Below are 18,548 nucleotides of genomic sequence, written 5' to 3'. Positions count from 1 at the left end.
TTCCTCCCTGCAAGGGGAGGTGGCAGGCCGAAGGCCTGACGGAGGGGTGTCCCCGCTGGATGGACAACCTTCCCTAACAATTGGGGACACCCCTCCACCATGCTGCGCATGGTCCCCCTCCCCTTACAGGGGAGGAATGCGGAGCAGGTAATCTTGTCTCACCCCCCTGCCCCCGCTACATCGGCCATCGTGAAAATCGCCTCCTGGAACATCAATTCGGTGCGTTTCCGCGCCGCGATCGTCGAGCAATTCCTGAAGGAAGCCGCGCCCGATGTGCTGTGCCTGCAGGAGACGAAGGTCGTCGATGACGACTTCCCCTTCGATCTCTTCCGGTCGCTCGGCTACGACCACATCATCATCCATGGCCAGCGCATGCACCACGGCGTCGCGATCGTGGCGAAGGTGCCGATCACCGAGGACGACCGGCTCGACTGGCAGGCCAATGCCGAGGCGCGGCATGTCGGTATCCGTCTGCCGAACGGCGTGCGGCTGGAGAATGTCTATATCCCGGCGGGCGGCGACGTACCCGACCGTGAGGTGAACCCGAAATTCGGCCAGAAGCTTGATTTTCTCGGCCGCATGATCGAATGGTCGGGCCAGCTCGACTGTCCGACGATCCTGACCGGCGACTTTAACATCGCGCCGCTCGAATCGGACGTGTGGAGCCATAAGCAGCTGCTCGACGTGGTCAGCCATACGCCGATCGAGGTGGAGACGCTGGCGAGGTTGCAGGCGTCGAACGACTGGGTCGATCTGGGCCGCCACTTCATTCCCGCGCCGCAGCGGCTCTATACCTGGTGGAGCTACCGCGCGAAGGACTGGGCGGCGTCGGATCGCGGGCGGCGGCTCGACCATATGTGGGCGACGCGCGACGTGGCCGACAAGGCGGTGTCGCATCAGGTGTTCGAGGGGTGCCGCAGCTGGCTGAAGCCCTCCGACCATATCCCGATCATGACGGAATTCGATTTTTGAGCGCCGATCCCAAAGCGGCGGCCCGCGCGATCGATGCGCTACGCCGGGGCTGGCCGATCGCGATCGCGGGCCAGCCGCTGCTGGCGGTCGAGACGGCCGATCCGCTGCGCCTTGCCGCCTTCGATCCGGAGGGCCAGGCGCCCGTCCTGATCTCGGCGGGGCGCGCCGCGACGTTGAAGCTGACCAACCAGTTGGAGGCCGCCGATCCCGACGCCGCCGTGCTGGTCGAGCGTGCGCCCTGGGTCGACTTCGCCGCCGCGACGGCGCTGGCCGATCCACAATTCGACCTCGCTACGCCTTTGAAAGGACCGTTCCGCGCCCTCCCCCTACCCGACCCGGCGGTTGCGGCAGCGGCGATCCGGTTCGCGCGGATTGCCGGGATGCTGCCCGCCTTCTTCGTCGGCGGTATCGGTGTCGAAGCGGAGATTTCGCTCGCCGACATCGCCGCGCATGAGGATGCCGAGGCGCTCGCCATCGCCACCCGCGCGCGCCTGCCCGTGGCGGGGGCGGAGGAGGCCGAGATCGTCGCCTTCCGCTCGCCCCATGCGGCGGGCGAGCATGTCGCGCTGCTGATCGGTCAGCCCAACGGCCAGCCGCCGCTGGTCCGGCTGCACAGCGAGTGCCTGACCGGCGATGTGCTCGGCAGCCTGAAATGCGATTGCGGGCCGCAGCTTCATGCCGCGATCCATGCCATTGCCTCATCGGGCTGGGGCATATTGCTCTATCTGCGGCAGGAGGGGCGCGGGATCGGCCTGGTCAACAAGCTGCGCGCCTATCAGCTTCAGGATCAGGGCTTCGATACGGTCGACGCCAATACCCGGCTGGGCTTCGCCATCGACGCGCGCGACTTCGGCGTGGCGGCGCGGATGCTGACCCTGATGGGGCAGGACAAGGTGCGGCTGCTGACCAACAACCCGGCCAAAGTGGCGGGGCTGAACGCGGCGGGTGTGCAGGTGATCGAACGGGTCGCGCACAGCCTGCCGCCCAATCCGCATAACGAACGCTATCTCGCGACCAAGCGCGATCGGACGGGGCACCAACTTTAACCTTCCTCCCCTGTAAGGGGAGGTGGCAGGCCGAAGGCCTGACGGAGGGGTGTCACCGTCGGCGAGAGCAGGCTGTTGTCGCAAGCGGTGACACCCCTCCACCAGCTTCGCTAGTCCCCCTCCCCTTACAGGGGAGGAATTGGGCGTTACCCCCGCCGCGCGATCCCCTGGGCGATGATCGTCGCCTCCGCCTCGGCCAGCACCGATCCGGCATTGCCGGGCGCCATCACCGCGCGTTCGGCCGCACGGATACGCGCCATCGCGCGGGCCAGCATGGCGGGGGTCCAGCGGCGCAGCGCACGGGCGGTCTTCGCTTCGTCGCGGAAGAAGACGCGGTGGCGCTTCATCACCGCGTCGACCGGCTCACCCGCATCGACATCGGCGCGCATCTCGGCCAGCGCCACCAGCCGCCGGGCCAGCGCACGCAACCAGGGAATGGGCGAGGCCCCGCCCTCATCAAGCAGCGCCAGTTCGCCGCCCAGATCGCCCACGCGGCCCTCGACCACCGCCTCGACCGCATCGCCCATCTCGACCTCGCCCAGATCGGCGCCGATCGCATCCATCGCGGCGTGATCGACCTCGCGCGGGCGATCGGGCGCGGCATCGAGATAAAGCGCCAGCTTCTCCAACTCGCGCATCATCACCGACCGGTCGGCGGCCGCCGCTTCGACCAGTCGCGTCGGCACGCCCGCCGCCAGCCGCAAGCCCATCTCGCCGCCGATCGTCGTCGCCAGTCGCTCCGCATCGGCGGCGGTGGGCGCATAGCAACCGAACGCCATCGCGCGCGGCGAGTCGAGCGCCAGTTTCACGATCTTGGCGGTCGTCTTGACCGTGGGGGCGATGGCGACGACCGGATTGCCCGCCGAATCGGCTTCCAGCAGCGCGGTGAACGCCGCCAGCCCCTCCTCGCCGACGCTGGCGATACGGATATGGCGCGGGCCGCCGAATAGCGACATGGCTGCCGCTTCGTCGGTCAGGCGGGCCGGATCGCTTTTGAGCGTCGCCGAATCCAGGTCGATCCGCTCGGCATCCTGCCCCATCGCCTTGGCGAGGATCCGCGCCAGTTCGCCCGCCCCCGCCTCGTCGGGGCCATGGAGCAGGTAGAGGCGGATATCGGCGGAGGGACGCCCCAGCGCCTGTCGGATCTGGTTGGCGTTAGCCTTCACGACCGATGCGCTTTCACGGGCGGGCGGGTACCATCGCCTCGCCGGGCCGCGACCGGGCATAGGTGGCCAGCCGCGCGACGATCTCGTCCGCGACAATGACCGACAGCCGCTCCAAAGCGGTGTTTTCCGCCGCGATGGTCGCATATTCGGAGCGGACCACGTCGATCCCGGCATCCGATCCGGCAGTGGAATCGACCAGCACCGCGTTGCTCGTCTGGTCGACCAGCTGATAGCGCGCGCGCAGGATACGGCGTTCACGCACCACCGAGTCGTCGCGCCGCACGCCGAGCCCGCGAATCTGGTCGTCCAGCTTCACGTCGAGCCGATAGCGCGCTGTGCCCGTCTTACCGCCCAGCCGGTCGTTCAGCGCATTGGCCATCAGCCAGCCCGCCTTCCCCTGAATCGGCGCGACCTCGATCTGCGACAGGGCATTCGCGACCGGACCCGAGCCGCCGCCCGCATAAAGCGGATGCAGCCCACAGCCCGACAGACCCAGCGTCAGCGCCAGACCGGCAGCGATCAGGGGAAGAGTGCGGCTCATGCGACGATGTTCACCAGACGGTCGGGCACCACGATCACCTTCTTCGGGGTCGCGCCGTCGAGCGCGCGGACGATCTTCTCGGACGCCAGCGCGGTCGCCTCCAACTGATCCTTGGGCAGCCCCTTGGCGACGGTCAGCGTGTCGCGCAGCTTGCCGTTGACCTGTACCGCGACGGTGACTTCGTCTTCGACCAGCAGGCTTTGGTCGACCGCCGGCCAGGCGGCATCGGCGATCAGGCCCTCCTGACCCATGCCCGCCCAGGCTTCCTCGGCCATGTGCGGGACCATCGGTGCGACCAGCAGCATGGTGGTGCGGATCGCGTCGTTGCGGGCCGCCGACGGCTTGGCCTTTTCGATGGCGTTGACGAGTTCGTACAGCTTGGCGACCGCCTTGTTGAAGGCCAGTGCTTCGATATCTGCCGCGACGCCAGCGATAGTCTGGTGCAGCTTGCGAGAAAGCGCCTTGTCCTCACCCTCGGCCGCTTCCGACCCGTCGAATAGACGCCACAAGCGCTGGACGAAGCGCCACGACCCCTCGATGCCCGATTCCGACCAGGGCAGGTCGCGCTCGGGCGGGCTGTCGGACAGCATGAACCAGCGCACCGCATCCGCGCCGTACTGATCCACGATGGGCTCGGGATCGACGGTGTTCTTCTTGGACTTGGACATCTTCTCGACGCGGCCGACGGTGATCGGCTGACCGGTCGCGATCTCGATGCCGTCGCGAATCTCGCCGGGTGCGAGCCAGCGGCCTTCCGAAGACTTGTAGCTCTCGTGCGTGACCATGCCCTGCGTGAACAGGCCAGCAAAGGGCTCCGCCACGTCGATCAGGCCGATATGCTTGAGCGCACGCGTCCAGAAGCGGGCATAGAGCAGGTGCAGGATCGCGTGTTCGACACCGCCGATATATTGGCCGACGGGCAGCCACTGCTTCACCACCTCGGGATCGAACGGACGATCCTTGGGCTGGCTGGCGAAGCGGATGAAATACCAGGACGAATCGACGAAGGTGTCGAGCGTGTCGGTCTCGCGTCGGGCGGGCTTGCCGCAGGTCGGGCAGTCGACATGCTTCCACGTCGCATGGCGATCGAGCGGATTGCCGGGGACGTCGAAGGTCACGTCCTCGGGCAGAGTCACCGGCAGCTGGTCCTTGGGGACCGGTACCGCGCCGCAATCATCGCAATGGATGATCGGGATCGGCGTGCCCCAGTAACGCTGGCGGCTGACGCCCCAGTCGCGCAGGCGGTACACGATCTGGCCCTGCCCCCAGCCCTCGCTCTCGGCGCGGGCGATGACGGCGGCCTTGGCGGCCTCGACATCCATTCCGTCGAGCGGACCGGAGTTCACCAGATGCCCGGTGCCGGTAAAGGCGGTGTCGCCCTCAAACACCGGCGCGGTGACATCGCCATCGGCGACGACGCGCGTGACGCTCAAGCCGTACTTCCGCGCGAAGTCCAGGTCGCGCTGGTCATGCGCGGGCACGCCCATGACGGCGCCGGTGCCGTAATCCATCAGCACGAAGTTCGCGATATAGACCGGCAGGGTCATGCCCGAATCCATCGGATGCTGCATCCGATAACCGGTGTCGAAGCCCAGCTTTTCCTGGGTTTCCAGTTCGGCCGCGGTCGTGCCGCCCGCCTTGCAGCGTTCGATGAAGGCGGCAGCGTCGGGATTCGACTCGGCCAGTTCGCGCGCGATCGGGTGATCCGCCGCGATCGCGACGAAGCTCGCCCCGAAGATGGTGTCGGGACGGGTCGAATAGACCTCGATCGGCGTCGCGAAGGGCGCCACGGGGGCGAAGCGGAACTGAAGGCCCTTGCTGCGACCGATCCAGTTCTCCTGCATCAGCTTCACCTTGTCGGGCCAATGCTCCAGCGTCGTCAGACCCTCCAGCAGCTCGTCGGCGAAGTCGGTGATCTTCAGGAACCACTGGTTCAGCTTGCGCTTCTCGACCAGCGCGCCCGAGCGCCAGCCACGCCCGTCGATCACCTGTTCATTGGCCAGCACGGTCATGTCGACCGGGTCCCAGTTGACCGCCGATTCCTTCCGGTACACCAGCCCGCCTGCGTACAGGTCGAGGAACAGCGCCTGCTCATGCCCGTAATAATCGGGCTCGCAGGTCGCGATCTCGCGCGTCCAGTCGAGCGCGAAGCCCAGCCGCTTCAGCTGCGCCTTCATCGTCGCGATATTGTCGCGGGTCCAGCCGCCCGGATGGACGCCCTTTTCCATCGCGGCATTCTCGGCGGGCATGCCGAACGCGTCCCAGCCCATCGGGTGGAGCACCTCATGCCCGATCATCCGGCGATAGCGCGCCAGCACGTCGCCCATCGTATAGTTGCGGACATGCCCCATATGGATGCGCCCCGACGGATAGGGAAACATCTCAAGGACATAGGACCGGGGCTTGGGGCTGTGGTCGTCGGCGGCGAATGTGCGCCGTTCTTCCCAGATCCGCTGCCAGGTCGAATCCGATTTCAGGGCATTGTAACGCGAGGCCATTCGGGTGGTCTTTTACTTCGTGATCGAGGCGCGGCGCAGGTCGCGCGCCTTGGTGAGGATGATGTCTTCCAGCTTCTGGATGGTCGCCGCCTGCACTGGCGCCTCCACCCACTGGCCGCCGCGATTGACTTCGCGCAGGGCGGTGACGCGCAGTGCATCGGCGCGCAGATCCTGGTCGAGGATGGTGACGGTGACCTTCATCCGCTCGGTCGGGACCTGCGGGTTGACGTACCAGTCGGTGACGATGACGCCGCCATTGGAGTCGGTCTCGGCCAACGGCATGAAGCTCAGCGTATCGAGGCTGGCACGCCACAGATAGGAATTGACGCCGATCGTGGTGATCTTCGACGCGGCCAGATCGCCCTGCGGGCGTTCCTTCTTGCCGGCACAGGCGCCGAGCGACAAAGCGGCGATTACCGCGAACGCGGTGGCGGAACGGCGAAGCATCGGCATTATCCTGACTGGCAATAAGGGTTGCCTATCGCCTCTACAGGGGTGCCGACACCCCGGCAAGCGTCGGGACATCATCGGGCGTGCGACCGAATCTGTGGAAGTTGCGCAACACTCCGACAAGATTCGCGATTGCCTGCGTAACAATGGGATCGCTCCCGCCCGATTCCATGTTAGGAGCAATCTTGCAAAGGGTCTCATAAAAGGGGTGGACCGTGTCGTTCGGGCGTGTGGTGATCGGAATCGCAATCGGGGCGCTTGCCGCCACGACGGCGATGGTCGCGCCCGCCATCGGCGCAGTCGATCAGAACAAGCACCCGGTCCGGGCTCGCGGACTCAGCCTTCTCGGCCGTGGCGGCTTTACCCCGGCGGCGGCGGACCCCCGGCTCGCGGCGATCTTCGCCAAGAGCGGACTGGATGCAGGCGACCTGCGCTTCACCCCGGCGGAAAGCCAGCGCGGTGCCAACCGCCCGGTCGCCGTCGCGGTCCGCGCGCAGAGCAGCCGGACCAACGAGGAACGGGCCGCGGCCGATACCGCGCCGACTGTTGGCCTGGCCCCGATCTCCTATAATCTGGGCGTCTCGGTTGGTTGGAAGCGGGTCGCGCTGTCGGGCGACATCGCCCGCGTCGATCTGGCCGGTCTGCCGGGCAGCCGCGAGAGCGCCGATGTGGCGGTCAGCTATACCGCGAATCGCTTCACCGGCCGCGTGAAGGCGTCGACCGACCGTCCGCTCGACAATGCGCCGAAGATGGTCGACATGCCCGCCAGCTATTCGCTGGACATGGGCGGGTCCTATTCGCTGACCCGCAACCTGGATGTGACGGCGGGTGTCCGCTATCGCTCGGATCGCGAGCGTCTGGCCCGGATCGACGACGATCGCCGCAACAGCCAAGCGGTCTATCTGGGAACGGCCTTCCGTTTTTGATTCCCGCTGTCAATCGCGGACTCGGCATGGATTTTCCGTCAGTCTGATTTGACGTCGATCACGGTTACTCCCGCTGGCTCTCGCCCCTTCAAGCGTCGAGTGGGCGCGACGCTCGGGTTCGTCGGATAGCTTTTCCCATCGAAGCGCAAGCGCACGCGATAGCCGGGCAGGATGCCGCCGCCGCTGGCCAGCACGCTCAGATCATGCCAACCCTTCGTACTGCTGTTCAGAACGCGGATGGGCGGACGCGTGATGCTGATACTGGATATAGCCTGATAGTCGGTCGGGGTCAGTGTCAGGATCGTCAGATTGCACCCACCCGAGCCACATAAGCTGACATCCTGCCCATCCTCGCGTCCTTGCCAAGCATAGACTAACGCCTCGGGTCGGCCGTCGCCGTTCAGATCACGGAGCGCGTAATCATACCGGGTGAGCTTCCGGTCGCGCACATAGGCGGCCAGCCCGGCAGGAATCGGCGTCGGCTCGGCCAAGGCGGCCAGAACCAGCAAAACCATCATGACGTTCCTCCTCGCTCGACAACCATCACGAATCTGCACGACCGCTTGATGACGAGCACATGGGATAGGATGAACTCCAGGCATCGATCGCGGCCCAGCCCTGAAAGACCCCGCGCAACTGGCGGAAGCGCTGTTCATTCATCCCGCCCAATGCGATTCGCGGCAGACCGAGCCCGCGTCCGATTCGCATTGCTCTTGCCAAGCCCAATGCCGGAGCACTCGGATGCGAGCGCGTGGGAAAGACCGGCGAGACGAACAAAAGGTCGGCCCCGGCCTTCCATCCCGCCACCGCTTCCGCCCGATCATGCGCAGGCCAGCTTCTCAGCCCCCTGCCCCGCCTCGCCTTATGTACACCATCGCCGGGCAAACCGCCTCCCGCAATCAGCAGAACCAGCCCCCGCGCTATGGCGATTCGCCGGACCCGGCGGTGAATCGCACGCCGCTCGGCCGGGGGCGTCGCGTGGTGACGGAACACCACCCCCGATCCCGGCGGCAGCCTGCGCAGCACGGTCCAAAGCCCCTCCCCCAGCCGCTCGTCGGTCATCAGCCATGTCACGGGGTATCGGTCGGCCATCATGGGCATTATAGCGCCGGGCATGACCGACGACAGCGTTTCCCGCCTTGCCACCGTCTCCGCCCAGCTTCAGCACGCCGCGAAGCTCGGGCAGCACGCGACCCCGACCCTGATCGCGGTGTCGAAGACGCATGATGCCGACACGATCCGCCCGCTGCTGGAGGCTGGACACCGCGTCTTCGGTGAAAACCGGGTGCAGGAAGCCGCCGCCAAATGGCCCGATCTGTGCGCGGCCTATCCCGGCGTCGAACTCCATCTGATCGGCCAACTTCAGTCGAACAAGGCGGCCGACGCGGTCGCGTTGTTCGATGTGATCCACACCGTCGACCGCTCCTCGCTGATCGCCGCGCTGGCCGAGGCGATGGACAAGAGCGGAAAGCGGCCCGACTGTTTCCTTCAGGTCAATATCGGCGACGAAGACCAGAAGGGCGGCTGTGCTATCGCCGAGGCCCCTGCGATGCTGGAGGCGGCCCGTAGTGCTGGCCTTCCCATCATCGGCCTGATGGCGATCCCGCCGCACGGGCTGGATGCGGCCCCCTATTTCGCCCTGCTCGCCAAGATGGCGCGCGAACTGGGGCTGGCGAAGCTCAGCATGGGCATGTCCGAGGATTATGAGGTCGCCGCGATGCTCGGCGCCAGCCATGTCCGCATCGGCAGCGCCTTGTTCGGAGCGCGCGCATGAGCCGTTTCGCCGCGCTGCTGTTCGACTTCGACGGTGTCCTGATCGACAGCGAATATGAGGGCAATCGCCACCTCGCCGAATGGCTGACCGCCAACGGCCACCCGCATTCTCCGCAGGAAGCGATGCACCATTATATGGGGCTCGCGGGCAAGGACTTCATTGCGACGATCGAGGGGCGAATCGGCCACACCCTGCCCGAGAGTTTCTACGAAGCGCGCCGGGCCGAGGATGTGCGCGCCATGGCAGAGGGCGTGGCAGCAATCGGCGGCGCGGTGGCGTTCGTGAAGTCGCTTCCCGCCGATTTTCCCAAGGCGATCGTTTCGTCCAGCCCGACCGTCTGGATCGACCAGCATCTGCGCCATATCGGCCTGCGCGACCTGTTCGGCGAGCATATCTATAGCGGCCGCGAGCATGTCACGCGCGGCAAGCCCGCCCCCGACCTCTATCTCCATGCAGCCGAGCAGCTCGGCGTACGGATCGAGGATTGCGCGATCCTGGAGGACTCCCCGGTCGGTGCGACCGGCGCGGTGGCCAGCGGTGGCCATGTCATCGGTATGTGCATGGGCACCCATTGCGCCATCGGCCATGACCAAAGACTGCGGGACATCGGCGTCGCCGCGATCGCGCAGGATTATGAGGATGTCCGTCGCGAACTGGGGTTCTAAGGCCCCTCCTCCACCCTCCGTTCACGCTGAGCAAAGTCGAAGCGCATGTTCCGCGCTGAGCCACAAAGGCCATTCCCATGGCCTTCGACTTCGCTCAGGCTGAACGGAAGTTCCGGAGTGGGGTTCAGGCGAAACCCACTCACTCAAAAATCAAAGGAAAATTGCGCCGGTCCCAACAGGATGCTGGCGTATCCCTTTCAAATCCCCTCACCGGTCAACCGCTGACACACCATGTCGAGCTGATCGAGCGTGGAATAGCTGAGGGTCAAAGTCCCCCCCTTCTCGCCATGCGCGATACGCACCGACAGGCCGAGCAGATCGGCGAGCTGGCCCTCCAGCGCGGCGATGTCGGCATCAGGGGCATCCTGGCCGCCCGATCCCTTGGCTGCGTTCTTCTCGCCGCCCTCCGAAGCCTTGCGACCGCCACCCTTGGCTTCTCGGGTCAGCTTCTCGGTTTCGCGAACGCTCAGGCCGCGTGCGATGACCTGATCGGCCAGCGCCTCGACCTCGTCCGCGCCGAGCAGCGCGCGCGCATGGCCCATCGACAGCGCCCCGCTGACCACCTGCCCTTGCACCGTGTCGGGCAGTTCGAGCAGGCGCAGCAGATTGGCGACATGGCTGCGCGACTTGTGGACGATCTTGGCCAGCGCCTCCTGGGTATGGCCGAACTCGCCGGCGAGGCGCTGATAGGCCTGCGCCTCTTCGATCGCGTTCAGGTCCTGCCGCTGGATATTCTCGATCAGCGCGACTTCGAGCGTCTGCGCGTCGTCGAAGTCCCGGACGACGACCGGTACCTCATGCAACCGCGCGCGCTGGGCCGCTCGCCAACGGCGTTCGCCCGCGACGATCTGATAGTCCTTGCCGTGCGGACGAACGACGATCGGCTGGATCAGCCCGCGCGCGGCGATCGAGGCGGCGAGTTCGTCGAGCGCGGCTTCCTCGAAATGGCGACGCGGCTGGTCGGGGTGCGGCTGGAGCGAGCCGACGGGCAGCATCCGTACGCCACCCGGCGTCTGCTGATCACCCGGCCGGATCGGTGCCTCGCGCGCGATATCGCCGAGCAGGGCGCCCAGACCGCGGCCGAGACCAGGACGCGGGCGCTTGGCGGTCGTGTCGCCGCTCATGCCGCTGCCGCTCCCGGCTGAGTTCCGAACGGCAGGCGCGCGATCATCTCACGGGCGAGTGCGATATAGGCCTGACTGCCGACGCAGCGATGATCATAGATCAGCGCCGGCAGGCCATGGCTGGGCGCCTCCGACAGCCGGACGTTGCGCGGAATCACCGTATCGAACACTACACCCCCCAAAACGGCGCGCACATCGGCCGACACTTGGTCGGTCAGCCGGTTGCGCCGGTCATACATCGTCAACGCCACGCCCAGAATAGCGAGGCCCGGATTGAATCGCGCACGGATCCGCTCGACCGTCGTCAACAGCTGCGACAGCCCCTCCAGCGCGAAGAACTCGCATTGCAGCGGCACGAACAGCGAGTCGGACGCCACCATCGCATTGATCGTGAGCAGCCCCAGCGAGGGCGGGCAATCGACCAGCACGATGTCCCAATTGCCCTGCGTCCGCCGCAGCGCATGGTCCAGCCGGTGCGTCCGATTCTCAAAATCGACCAGCTCCAGCTCGGCCCCCGACAGATCGACGGTGGCAGGTACGACGTCGAGACGCGGGACCTGGCTATGCACCACCGCATCGTCGATCCGCGCCTCGCCCAGCAGCACATGGTAGCTGGAGAATAGTCGCTGGCTGTTGGGAATGCCCAGACCTGTCGACGCGTTACCTTGCGGATCGAGGTCGATCAGCAGGACGTTCAGCCCCGTCGCCGCCAGCGCGGTGGCGAGATTGATGGCGCTGGTGGTCTTGCCCACCCCACCCTTCTGGTTCGCGATGGCAACGCAGATCATCGGGCCTCTACTCGGTCGAGGATCACGATCGACGATTCCGCCGAGGTGATGCTATGTTCCACGTGAAACACGAAGCGCCATTGCCGCTTGAGGGTCTTGATTTCGCGCTCGTCCAGGCGGCCGCGCGGGAGCAGCCACCGCGTTTCCTGTTTGCCGCAGTGGACGGCCGCGCGCAAAAGATTTTCGACTGTCGCCACCGCGCGAGCAGAAATAATGTCCGCCTTGATCGGCACTGCCTCGATCTTCGAGGCGTGGACCGTCACCCGGTCCCCCATGCCCAGCCCGTCGACGCATTCCTGCAGGAACTCCGCCCGCTTCTTGCGCGGCTCGACCAGCGCCACCCGCCCGGGCCAGGCGATGGCGACGATCATGCCTGGAAAGCCACCGCCGGTGCCGATATCGATCCATTGGCCATCCGCCCGGTCGGCCAGAGGAATCAGCTGCGCCGAGTCGACCGCATGGCGGCTCCAGATCGTGCCAATGGTGGAAGGCGAGATCAGGTTCTGCTGGTCGTTCTCCACCACCACGCGGTCGAGGAACCAGTCGATCCGCGACGCCGCATCCTCCCCAAAGCGCTGCACCGCCCAGTCGCGGGCCTGATCCTCGTTCATGCGGCGACCTTTCGAGCGTAGAGAAGCACTGCCGACAGGGCAGCAGGCGTGATGCCGCGAATACGCGATGCCGCCGCCAAGGTGGCAGGTCGCGCAAGGCTGAGTCGGTCGATCATCTCCTGCGACAGGCCGGGGATGGCGGCATAGTCGAGCGCGGGCGACAACAGGATCTGCTCATCGGCTCGGAGCCGGGCAACCTCCTCCGCCTGCCGTTCGACATAGGGCGCATAACGCGCATCCTCCAGCGTTTCGGCTACCACCGCCGGATTGCAACCCTCGGCTGCGTCGGGCGCGACATGCGCCAGCGTCACACCGTCGAAACGCAGCCATTCATAGGCCGTCCGCCGCGCGCCATCCTGCGCGATCGCGGCACCGCTGCGCGACAGATCGGACGCGGTACGCACCACGGACAACCGCTCGCGCAACATTGCCTGCTGTTCCTGCCGCCGCCGCCGATGGGCCAGCCGCTCCTCCGAGAGGCACCCGGCCGCTTCCGCGATGCCGCCTAGACGCGTCTCGGCATTGTCGGCACGCAGCGACAGCCGGTACTCGGCGCGCGCGGTCAGCATCCGGTACGGCTCGGTCACGCCCTGCAACACCAGATCGTCGATCATCACGCCCAGATAGCTGGACGCGCGATCGAGGATGACCGGCGACAGGTCGCAGGCATGGGCCGCCGCGTTCAACCCGGCAATCAGCCCCTGCCCCGCCGCTTCCTCATAACCGGTCGTGCCGTTGATCTGCCCGGCGCAGAACACGCCCGCCAGCGCCCCCAGCGCCAGCCGGGCATCGAGCGCACGCGGATCGATATGGTCATATTCCACCGCATAGCCGGGCAGCGTGATGACCGCGCGTTCCAGCCCCGGCATGGAGGCGATCATTGCCTCCTGCACATCCGTCGGCAGCGAAGTCGACAGGCCATTGGGATAGACCAGAGGATCGTCCAGCCCTTCCGGCTCCAGGAAAATCTGATGGCTGTCGCGGTCGGCGAAGCGCTTGATCTTGTCCTCGATCGACGGACAGTAGCGCGGACCGTTCGCCTCGATCGCTCCGGTGAACAGCGGCGAGCGGTGGAAGGCCGCTGCAATGATCGCATGGGTCTCCTCGGTCGTCCGGGTGATCGCGCAGGCGATTTGCGGCAGCGGCCGACCCGCCGTCATCGGCGACATGGTCCAGGGATCGGTATCGCTGGGTTGCTCGTCCAGCTTCGCCCAATCGATGGTGCGACCGTCGAGGCGTGGCGGCGTGCCGGTCTTCATCCGGGCCATCGGCAGGCCCAGCGCGCGGAGCTGCTCAGCCATAAGGATCGCTGCCCGCTCGCCGATGCGGCCACCGAGATGTCGCTCCTCGCCCCGGAACAGCCGCCCGCCGAGAAAGGTCCCGGTCGCCAGCACCACCGCGCGTGCCGACAGAATGGTGCCGTCTCCAAGCTGCACACCCGCGACGCGATCGCCGTCGAGCACCAACGCCTCCGCCTCACCCTCGACGATGGTCAGCTTCGACTGCGCCGCCAGCATCGCCTGGATCGACCCGGCGTAGCGCCGCCGGTCGGCCTGCACGCGCGGTCCCTGAACTGCGGTGCCCTTGCTCCGGTTGAGCATCCGATAGTGGATCGCACCCATATCCGCCGCGCGGCCGATCAGCCCGTCAAAGGCATCGACCTCGCGCACGATATGGCCCTTCCCCAATCCGCCGATAGCGGGATTGCAGGACATGGCGCCCAGGCCATGACGATCGAAGGACAAAAGGGCCGTCCGCGCACCCCGGCGCGCAGCCGCTGCAGCGGCCTCGGTTCCCGCGTGACCACCACCGATCACTACGACATCAAACATGCCCCCGCCCTACCGGAAGGACCGGGCAGCGTCAAAGCGATCCCCATCAACATTCTATGCTTAACGTTCCACGTGGAACAATCATTTCCCAAGGCAAAAGCGCCCGAACAGTGCATCGAGCATCGTCTCGGTCGCACTGACGCCCAGCACTTCCGCCAGCGCGTGTCGTGCCACCCGCAATTCCTCCGCCATCAAGAGAATGTCATCGGCCGGTGCGGCGATCAGCGCATTGGCGGCGCGGCGGCATTGGTCCTGCTGATGCCGCTTGAATCCGATCGTATCTTCGCGCGGCAACAGCCCGGTGGCGGTGTCCGCAATCGCGTCCCAGACACCGGCAACACTGGCCGCATCATCACGCCGCACCGCCAGCCGCCGTCCCTCGGGCAGCCCCTCCCTCCCCGGCAGATCGGCGCGTGTATGGAGCCAGATCGCGTCACCACGCGGCGGAGGCGTGTCGGCCATCCACAACAGGATGTCCGCCTGAAGGATCGCCTCCTGCGCACGCGTGACGCCGATCGCCTCGATCACGTCATCGGTATCCTCGGCCAGTCCGGCGGTATCGGTCAGCACATAGGCCACCCCGGCGCGCACCACGCTCGCCTCGATCCGGTCGCGGGTCGTGCCCGCGATCGGCGAGACGATGGCCGCCTCACGCTCGACGAGCAGGTTGAGCAAGGTCGACTTGCCGCTATTGGGCGGCCCGGCCAGCACCACGCGGATACCGTCGTGAAGCCGGTCGACCGGCGGCCGCTCGACCACCTCCAGCATGGCGATAGCCAGATCGTGCATCTCGCTTTTGATCCGTGCCACCGCCGCCTGATCGAGCGGCACGTCATCCTCTTCGGCGAAATCGAGCATCGCCTCGATCATCGCCGACAGCATCGCCAGCCGATCCAGCCAGCCGCGCACCGCCTGGCTCACCCGCCCCTCGACCGCACCGATCGCGGCACGGCGCTGGCGTTCGGTCTGTGCTTCGAGCAGATCGGCCAGCCCTTCCGCCTCGGCCAGATCGATCCGGCCATTCAGCAAAGCGCGACGGGTGAATTCGCCCGGCTCGGCACGGCGAACGCCCGGCTGTTCTGCCAAGGCCCGCTCGACCGCCGCGACCACCGCGCGACCGCCATGGCAGTGCAGCTCGACCAGATCCTCGCCGGTAGCCGTCGCCGGGCCGGGAAAGGAGAGCAGCAGTGCCGAATCCAGCACCGCTCCCGCCCCATCCTTCAACGTCCGCAGGCTCGCGCGACGGGCCTCGGGCAACCGTCCGCCCAGCCGCTCGGCGGCTGCGAAGGCCGCCGGGCCGCTCACGCGGATCACCGCGATGGCGGCGGGCGGCTGTCCGCTGGAGACGGCGAAGATTGTGTCGGTCATGCTCAGGGTCAGCCCTTCTGCCCCTCGAACATCCGGCGCCACATGGTCATGCCCGCCTCGCCCATCGGTGCCCAGTTGCGCATCATCGCCTCGATCATCTCGGGCTTCACGCCGGACTGCATCGTGTCGAGCATCATCTGGACATAGCGTTCATGGATCGGCGTCAGATCGGGCAGGCCCATGGCGCGGCGCGCCTCTTCGGGCGTGCAGTCGATTTCCACATTCACTTTCATGCGCCATTCTCCATCACGCGACCAAGTGAGGCATAAGGCGTTATCGTCGCGACGACCACAGGAGACCCGCATGACTGCCACCAAGACCATCGCCGCACAGAACGGCGAAGGCCAGTTCAACGCCTATTATGCCGAGCCGGAAGGTCAGCCGACCGCCGCGATCATCGTCATCCAGGAGATCTTCGGCGTGAATGCCGGTATCCGCCGCAAGTGCGACACACTGGCCGAGGCAGGCTATCTGGCCGTCGCCCCCGATCTTTTCCACAAGATCGCCCCGGGCATCGAGCTGGACCCCGACATTCCCAACGAGATGCAACAGGCGCTCGACCTGATGGGCCAGTTCGACCAGGACGGCGGCATTCGCGACATCGAAGCGACGATCAAGGCGATCCGCGACGAGCATGGCGCGGACTTCAAGGTCGGCGTCGTCGGCTATTGCCTGGGCGGGCGACTGGCCTTCATGACCGCGGCGCGCACCGATGTGGATGCCAGTGTCGGCTATTATGGCGTCGGCATCGACGGCCTGCTGGGTGAGAAACACGCCATCGCCAAGCCGGTCCTGCTCCATATCCCGGAAGAGGATCACTTCGTCGACAAGGACGCGCAGAAGCGGATGCATGAGGGGCTCGACGATCACCCCAAGGTCACGCTCTATGATTATGCCGGTGAGGATCACGGCTTCGCGACCGAGTTCGGTCAGCGTCGGTCGGATGAGTCCGCCAAGCTGGCGGACGAGCGCACCATGGCGTTCTTTGCGGAAAACCTCCGCTAAATAGGAACCACCCTCACCCTTCCCACCCGCGCTGTGGGCGGGCCCAGTGTTGGGAGAACAGCGCCCTGCGCTGTTCAGTCCATGCCGGGGGCATGGACGACCCAACACTCCTCTCCCATTGGGAGAGGGAGGGAGGCGCGAAGCGCCGGAAGGGTGAGGGTGTATCCTTACGCCGCCTTGGCCAGCGCCTCGGCGATCAATTTGCGGCTGTTATCCACACCGTAGAGTGCGATGAAGCTGCCCATGCGCGGCCCTTGCGCCGAACCCAGCAGCGTCTCGTACAGCGCCTTGAACCAGTCGCGCAGCGACGGGAAGGCGTCGGTCTTGCCGATCTCATAGACGATATTCTGGATGTCCTCGGCGGTCGCGCCCTCGGGCAGCGCCGCGAGTTGTGCATCCAGCTGGCGCAGCGCCTCCGCCTCATGCGGCTCGGGCGCGCGGCGCTGGAGCTTGGGCGCGACGAAATCGCGGGCATAGGCCAGCGCATGGTCGATCAGCCGGTCGAGTTCCGGGTACTTCTCTGCCGACGCTTCCGGAACATAATTGGCGAGATAACCCCAGACCTGTTCCTTGGTGGCCTCACCCATCACGCCGACCAAGTTGAGCAGCAGCCCGAAAGTCACCGGCAGTTCGCCCTCGGGCAGCTTGCCGTCATGGATATGGTGGACCGGATTGCCCAGCTGCTCCTTGAGCGACTGGTTGGGGTAGTTCACGCGGAACTGCCAATATTCGTCCACAGCCCGCGGGATGACGCCCATGTGGAGCTGCTTGGCCTTTTTCGGCTCGCGATAGGCGAAGAAGGCCAGGCTCTCCTCCGGCCCATAGGTCAGCCACTGGTCGAGGCTGAGGCCGTTGCCCTTGGACTTGGAGATCTTCTCACCATGTTCGTCGAGGAACATTTCATAGTTGAAGCCCTCGGGCGGACGGCCGCCGAGCACGCGCGCGATCTTCGACGACTGAGTGACCGAGTCGATCAGGTCCTTGCCCGCCATCTCGTAATCCACGCCCAGCGCCACCCAGCGCATCGCCCAGTCGACCTTCCATTGCAGCTTGGACAGGCCGCCCAGCGCGGACTGGACGATCCGCTCGCCTTCATCCTCGAACGCGATCAAACCGGCTTCGGCGTCGATCACCTCGACCGGCACCTGCAACACGATGCCCGACTTGGGGCTGATAGGCAGGACCGGCGAATAGGTGGCGCGACGCTCGGCACGCAGCGTCGGGAGCATCACGTCCTGGATGCCCTGGAAATGCTTGAGCACCAGCCGCAGCGCATCGTCGAACCGGCCGGACGTGTAGTATTCCGTCGACGAGGCGAACTCGTAATCGAAGCCATAGCGGTCGAGAAACTGGCGCAGCAGCGCGTTGTTGTGCGCAGCGAAGCTGTCGAACTTCTCGAACGGGTCGGGCACCTGAGTCAGCGGCTTGCCGAGATGCTTGCGCAGCATTTCCTGGTTCGGCACATTGTCCGGCACCTTGCGCAGGCCATCCATATCGTCCGAAAAGGCGATCAGCCGGGTCTTCTGATCCGACAGCGCGTGGAAGGCATTGCGGACCATGGTAGTGCGCAACACTTCGTTGAACGTGCCGATATGCGGCAGGCCCGATGGGCCATAGCCGGTTTCAAACAGGATCGGCTCACCGCCCGGCTTGCCCTCGGGATAGCGTTTGAGGAGCTTGCGAGCCTCCTCATAGGGCCAGGCCTTGGACTCTAGAGCGGTGGAGCGGAGTTCGTCTGTCATGGATTTGCCTCTGGCAAGCCGGGGCGCGATGCACAATGGG

19 protein-coding genes are annotated in these 18,548 nt (G+C 66.1%); 6 read left to right on the top strand and 13 right to left on the bottom strand.

The window, feature by feature from the left end; translation table 11 throughout:
• The first annotated feature begins 189 nt into the window (after positions 1–189).
• A complete protein-coding gene (locus KV697_RS12535) occupies positions 190–972 on the top strand; it encodes an exodeoxyribonuclease III (RefSeq protein ID WP_219018474.1) in 783 nt (260 codons plus the stop codon).
• Complete coding sequence (gene ribA, locus KV697_RS12530) at positions 969–2,018, top strand: GTP cyclohydrolase II (protein WP_219018473.1); 1,050 nt, start codon at positions 969–971, stop codon at positions 2,016–2,018. Before KV697_RS12535 ends, ribA begins: the two co-directional genes overlap by 4 nt.
• A gap of 146 nt (positions 2,019–2,164) precedes the next feature.
• Here ribA and holA read toward each other — a convergent pair whose 3' ends face one another.
• From holA to KV697_RS12510, 4 genes are read right to left on the bottom strand one after another with little or no spacing between them, the layout of a single operon-like run.
• Entirely contained in the window at positions 2,165–3,184 is a 1,020-nt protein-coding gene (gene holA, locus KV697_RS12525; protein WP_219018472.1) for a DNA polymerase III subunit delta, read from the bottom strand.
• Positions 3,185–3,197: 13 nt separating this feature from the next.
• Entirely contained in the window at positions 3,198–3,725 is a 528-nt protein-coding gene (gene lptE, locus KV697_RS12520; protein ID WP_219018471.1) for an LPS assembly lipoprotein LptE, read from the bottom strand.
• Positions 3,722–6,223 (bottom strand): leucine--tRNA ligase, encoded by a 2,502-nt coding sequence (gene leuS, locus KV697_RS12515; protein ID WP_219018470.1) that lies wholly within the window; start codon positions 6,221–6,223, stop codon positions 3,722–3,724. Before leuS ends, lptE begins: the two co-directional genes overlap by 4 nt.
• 12 nt (positions 6,224–6,235) lie before the next feature.
• Entirely contained in the window at positions 6,236–6,670 is a 435-nt protein-coding gene (locus KV697_RS12510) for a DUF3576 domain-containing protein (RefSeq protein ID WP_056439008.1), read from the bottom strand.
• Between the two features lie 218 nt (positions 6,671–6,888).
• Between KV697_RS12510 and KV697_RS12505 the strand changes: the two genes are divergently transcribed.
• Positions 6,889–7,599 (top strand): hypothetical protein, encoded by a 711-nt coding sequence (locus KV697_RS12505; protein WP_219018469.1) that lies wholly within the window; start codon positions 6,889–6,891, stop codon positions 7,597–7,599.
• Between the two features lie 38 nt (positions 7,600–7,637).
• Here the strand turns inward: KV697_RS12505 and KV697_RS12500 are convergent, their stop codons facing one another.
• Together KV697_RS12500 and KV697_RS12495 are read right to left on the bottom strand one after the other, a co-directional pair.
• Entirely contained in the window at positions 7,638–8,117 is a 480-nt protein-coding gene (locus KV697_RS12500) for a hypothetical protein (protein WP_219018468.1), read from the bottom strand.
• Between the two features lie 25 nt (positions 8,118–8,142).
• The gene (locus tag KV697_RS12495) at positions 8,143–8,661 is read right to left on the bottom strand and encodes a thiamine phosphate synthase (protein ID WP_219018467.1); all 519 of its coding nucleotides are present in this window, start codon (positions 8,659–8,661) and stop codon (positions 8,143–8,145) included.
• A gap of 52 nt (positions 8,662–8,713) precedes the next feature.
• Between KV697_RS12495 and KV697_RS12490 the strand changes: the two genes are divergently transcribed.
• Positions 8,714–9,373 carry a YggS family pyridoxal phosphate-dependent enzyme gene (locus tag KV697_RS12490; protein ID WP_219018466.1) on the top strand — a complete coding sequence of 220 codons (660 nt, stop codon included), beginning with the start codon at positions 8,714–8,716 and terminating at the stop codon, positions 9,371–9,373.
• Positions 9,370–10,038: an HAD family hydrolase gene (locus KV697_RS12485; protein ID WP_056438800.1), complete on the top strand. Its 669-nt coding sequence runs from the start codon at positions 9,370–9,372 to the stop codon at positions 10,036–10,038. The genes KV697_RS12490 and KV697_RS12485 overlap by 4 nt, the downstream gene beginning before the upstream one ends.
• 197 nt (positions 10,039–10,235) lie before the next feature.
• Here the strand turns inward: KV697_RS12485 and KV697_RS12480 are convergent, their stop codons facing one another.
• The 6 genes from KV697_RS12480 to KV697_RS12455 all read right to left on the bottom strand — a co-directional run bounded on the left by KV697_RS12480 (position 10,236) and on the right by KV697_RS12455 (position 15,994).
• A complete protein-coding gene (locus tag KV697_RS12480; protein WP_219018465.1) occupies positions 10,236–11,162 on the bottom strand; it encodes a ParB/RepB/Spo0J family partition protein in 927 nt (308 codons plus the stop codon).
• Positions 11,159–11,950 (bottom strand): ParA family protein, encoded by a 792-nt coding sequence (locus KV697_RS12475; RefSeq protein ID WP_219018464.1) that lies wholly within the window; start codon positions 11,948–11,950, stop codon positions 11,159–11,161. The genes KV697_RS12480 and KV697_RS12475 overlap by 4 nt, the downstream gene beginning before the upstream one ends.
• The gene (rsmG, locus tag KV697_RS12470; RefSeq protein WP_219018463.1) at positions 11,947–12,561 is read right to left on the bottom strand and encodes a 16S rRNA (guanine(527)-N(7))-methyltransferase RsmG; all 615 of its coding nucleotides are present in this window, start codon (positions 12,559–12,561) and stop codon (positions 11,947–11,949) included. Before rsmG ends, KV697_RS12475 begins: the two co-directional genes overlap by 4 nt.
• The gene (gene mnmG / locus KV697_RS12465; protein WP_219018462.1) at positions 12,558–14,393 is read right to left on the bottom strand and encodes a tRNA uridine-5-carboxymethylaminomethyl(34) synthesis enzyme MnmG; all 1,836 of its coding nucleotides are present in this window, start codon (positions 14,391–14,393) and stop codon (positions 12,558–12,560) included. Before mnmG ends, rsmG begins: the two co-directional genes overlap by 4 nt.
• 81 nt (positions 14,394–14,474) lie before the next feature.
• Positions 14,475–15,761: a tRNA uridine-5-carboxymethylaminomethyl(34) synthesis GTPase MnmE gene (gene mnmE / locus KV697_RS12460; protein ID WP_219018461.1), complete on the bottom strand. Its 1,287-nt coding sequence runs from the start codon at positions 15,759–15,761 to the stop codon at positions 14,475–14,477.
• Positions 15,762–15,769: 8 nt separating this feature from the next.
• Complete coding sequence (locus KV697_RS12455; protein WP_175311136.1) at positions 15,770–15,994, bottom strand: DUF6489 family protein; 225 nt, start codon at positions 15,992–15,994, stop codon at positions 15,770–15,772.
• Positions 15,995–16,064: 70 nt separating this feature from the next.
• Between KV697_RS12455 and KV697_RS12450 the strand changes: the two genes are divergently transcribed.
• Complete coding sequence (locus KV697_RS12450) at positions 16,065–16,766, top strand: dienelactone hydrolase family protein (protein ID WP_219018460.1); 702 nt, start codon at positions 16,065–16,067, stop codon at positions 16,764–16,766.
• Between the two features lie 167 nt (positions 16,767–16,933).
• Here the strand turns inward: KV697_RS12450 and KV697_RS12445 are convergent, their stop codons facing one another.
• Positions 16,934–18,508, bottom strand: coding sequence for a lysine--tRNA ligase (locus tag KV697_RS12445; protein WP_219018459.1), 1,575 nt, complete (start codon positions 18,506–18,508; stop codon positions 16,934–16,936).
• Positions 18,509–18,548: the final 40 nt, after the last annotated feature.

It is taken from the genome of Sphingomonas sanguinis (genome assembly GCF_019297835.1).
Classification (GTDB): Bacteria; Pseudomonadota; Alphaproteobacteria; order Sphingomonadales; family Sphingomonadaceae; genus Sphingomonas; species Sphingomonas sanguinis_D.
Note: the sequence above shows the minus strand (reverse complement) of the source record. Positions and strands in the feature narration are given on the sequence as shown.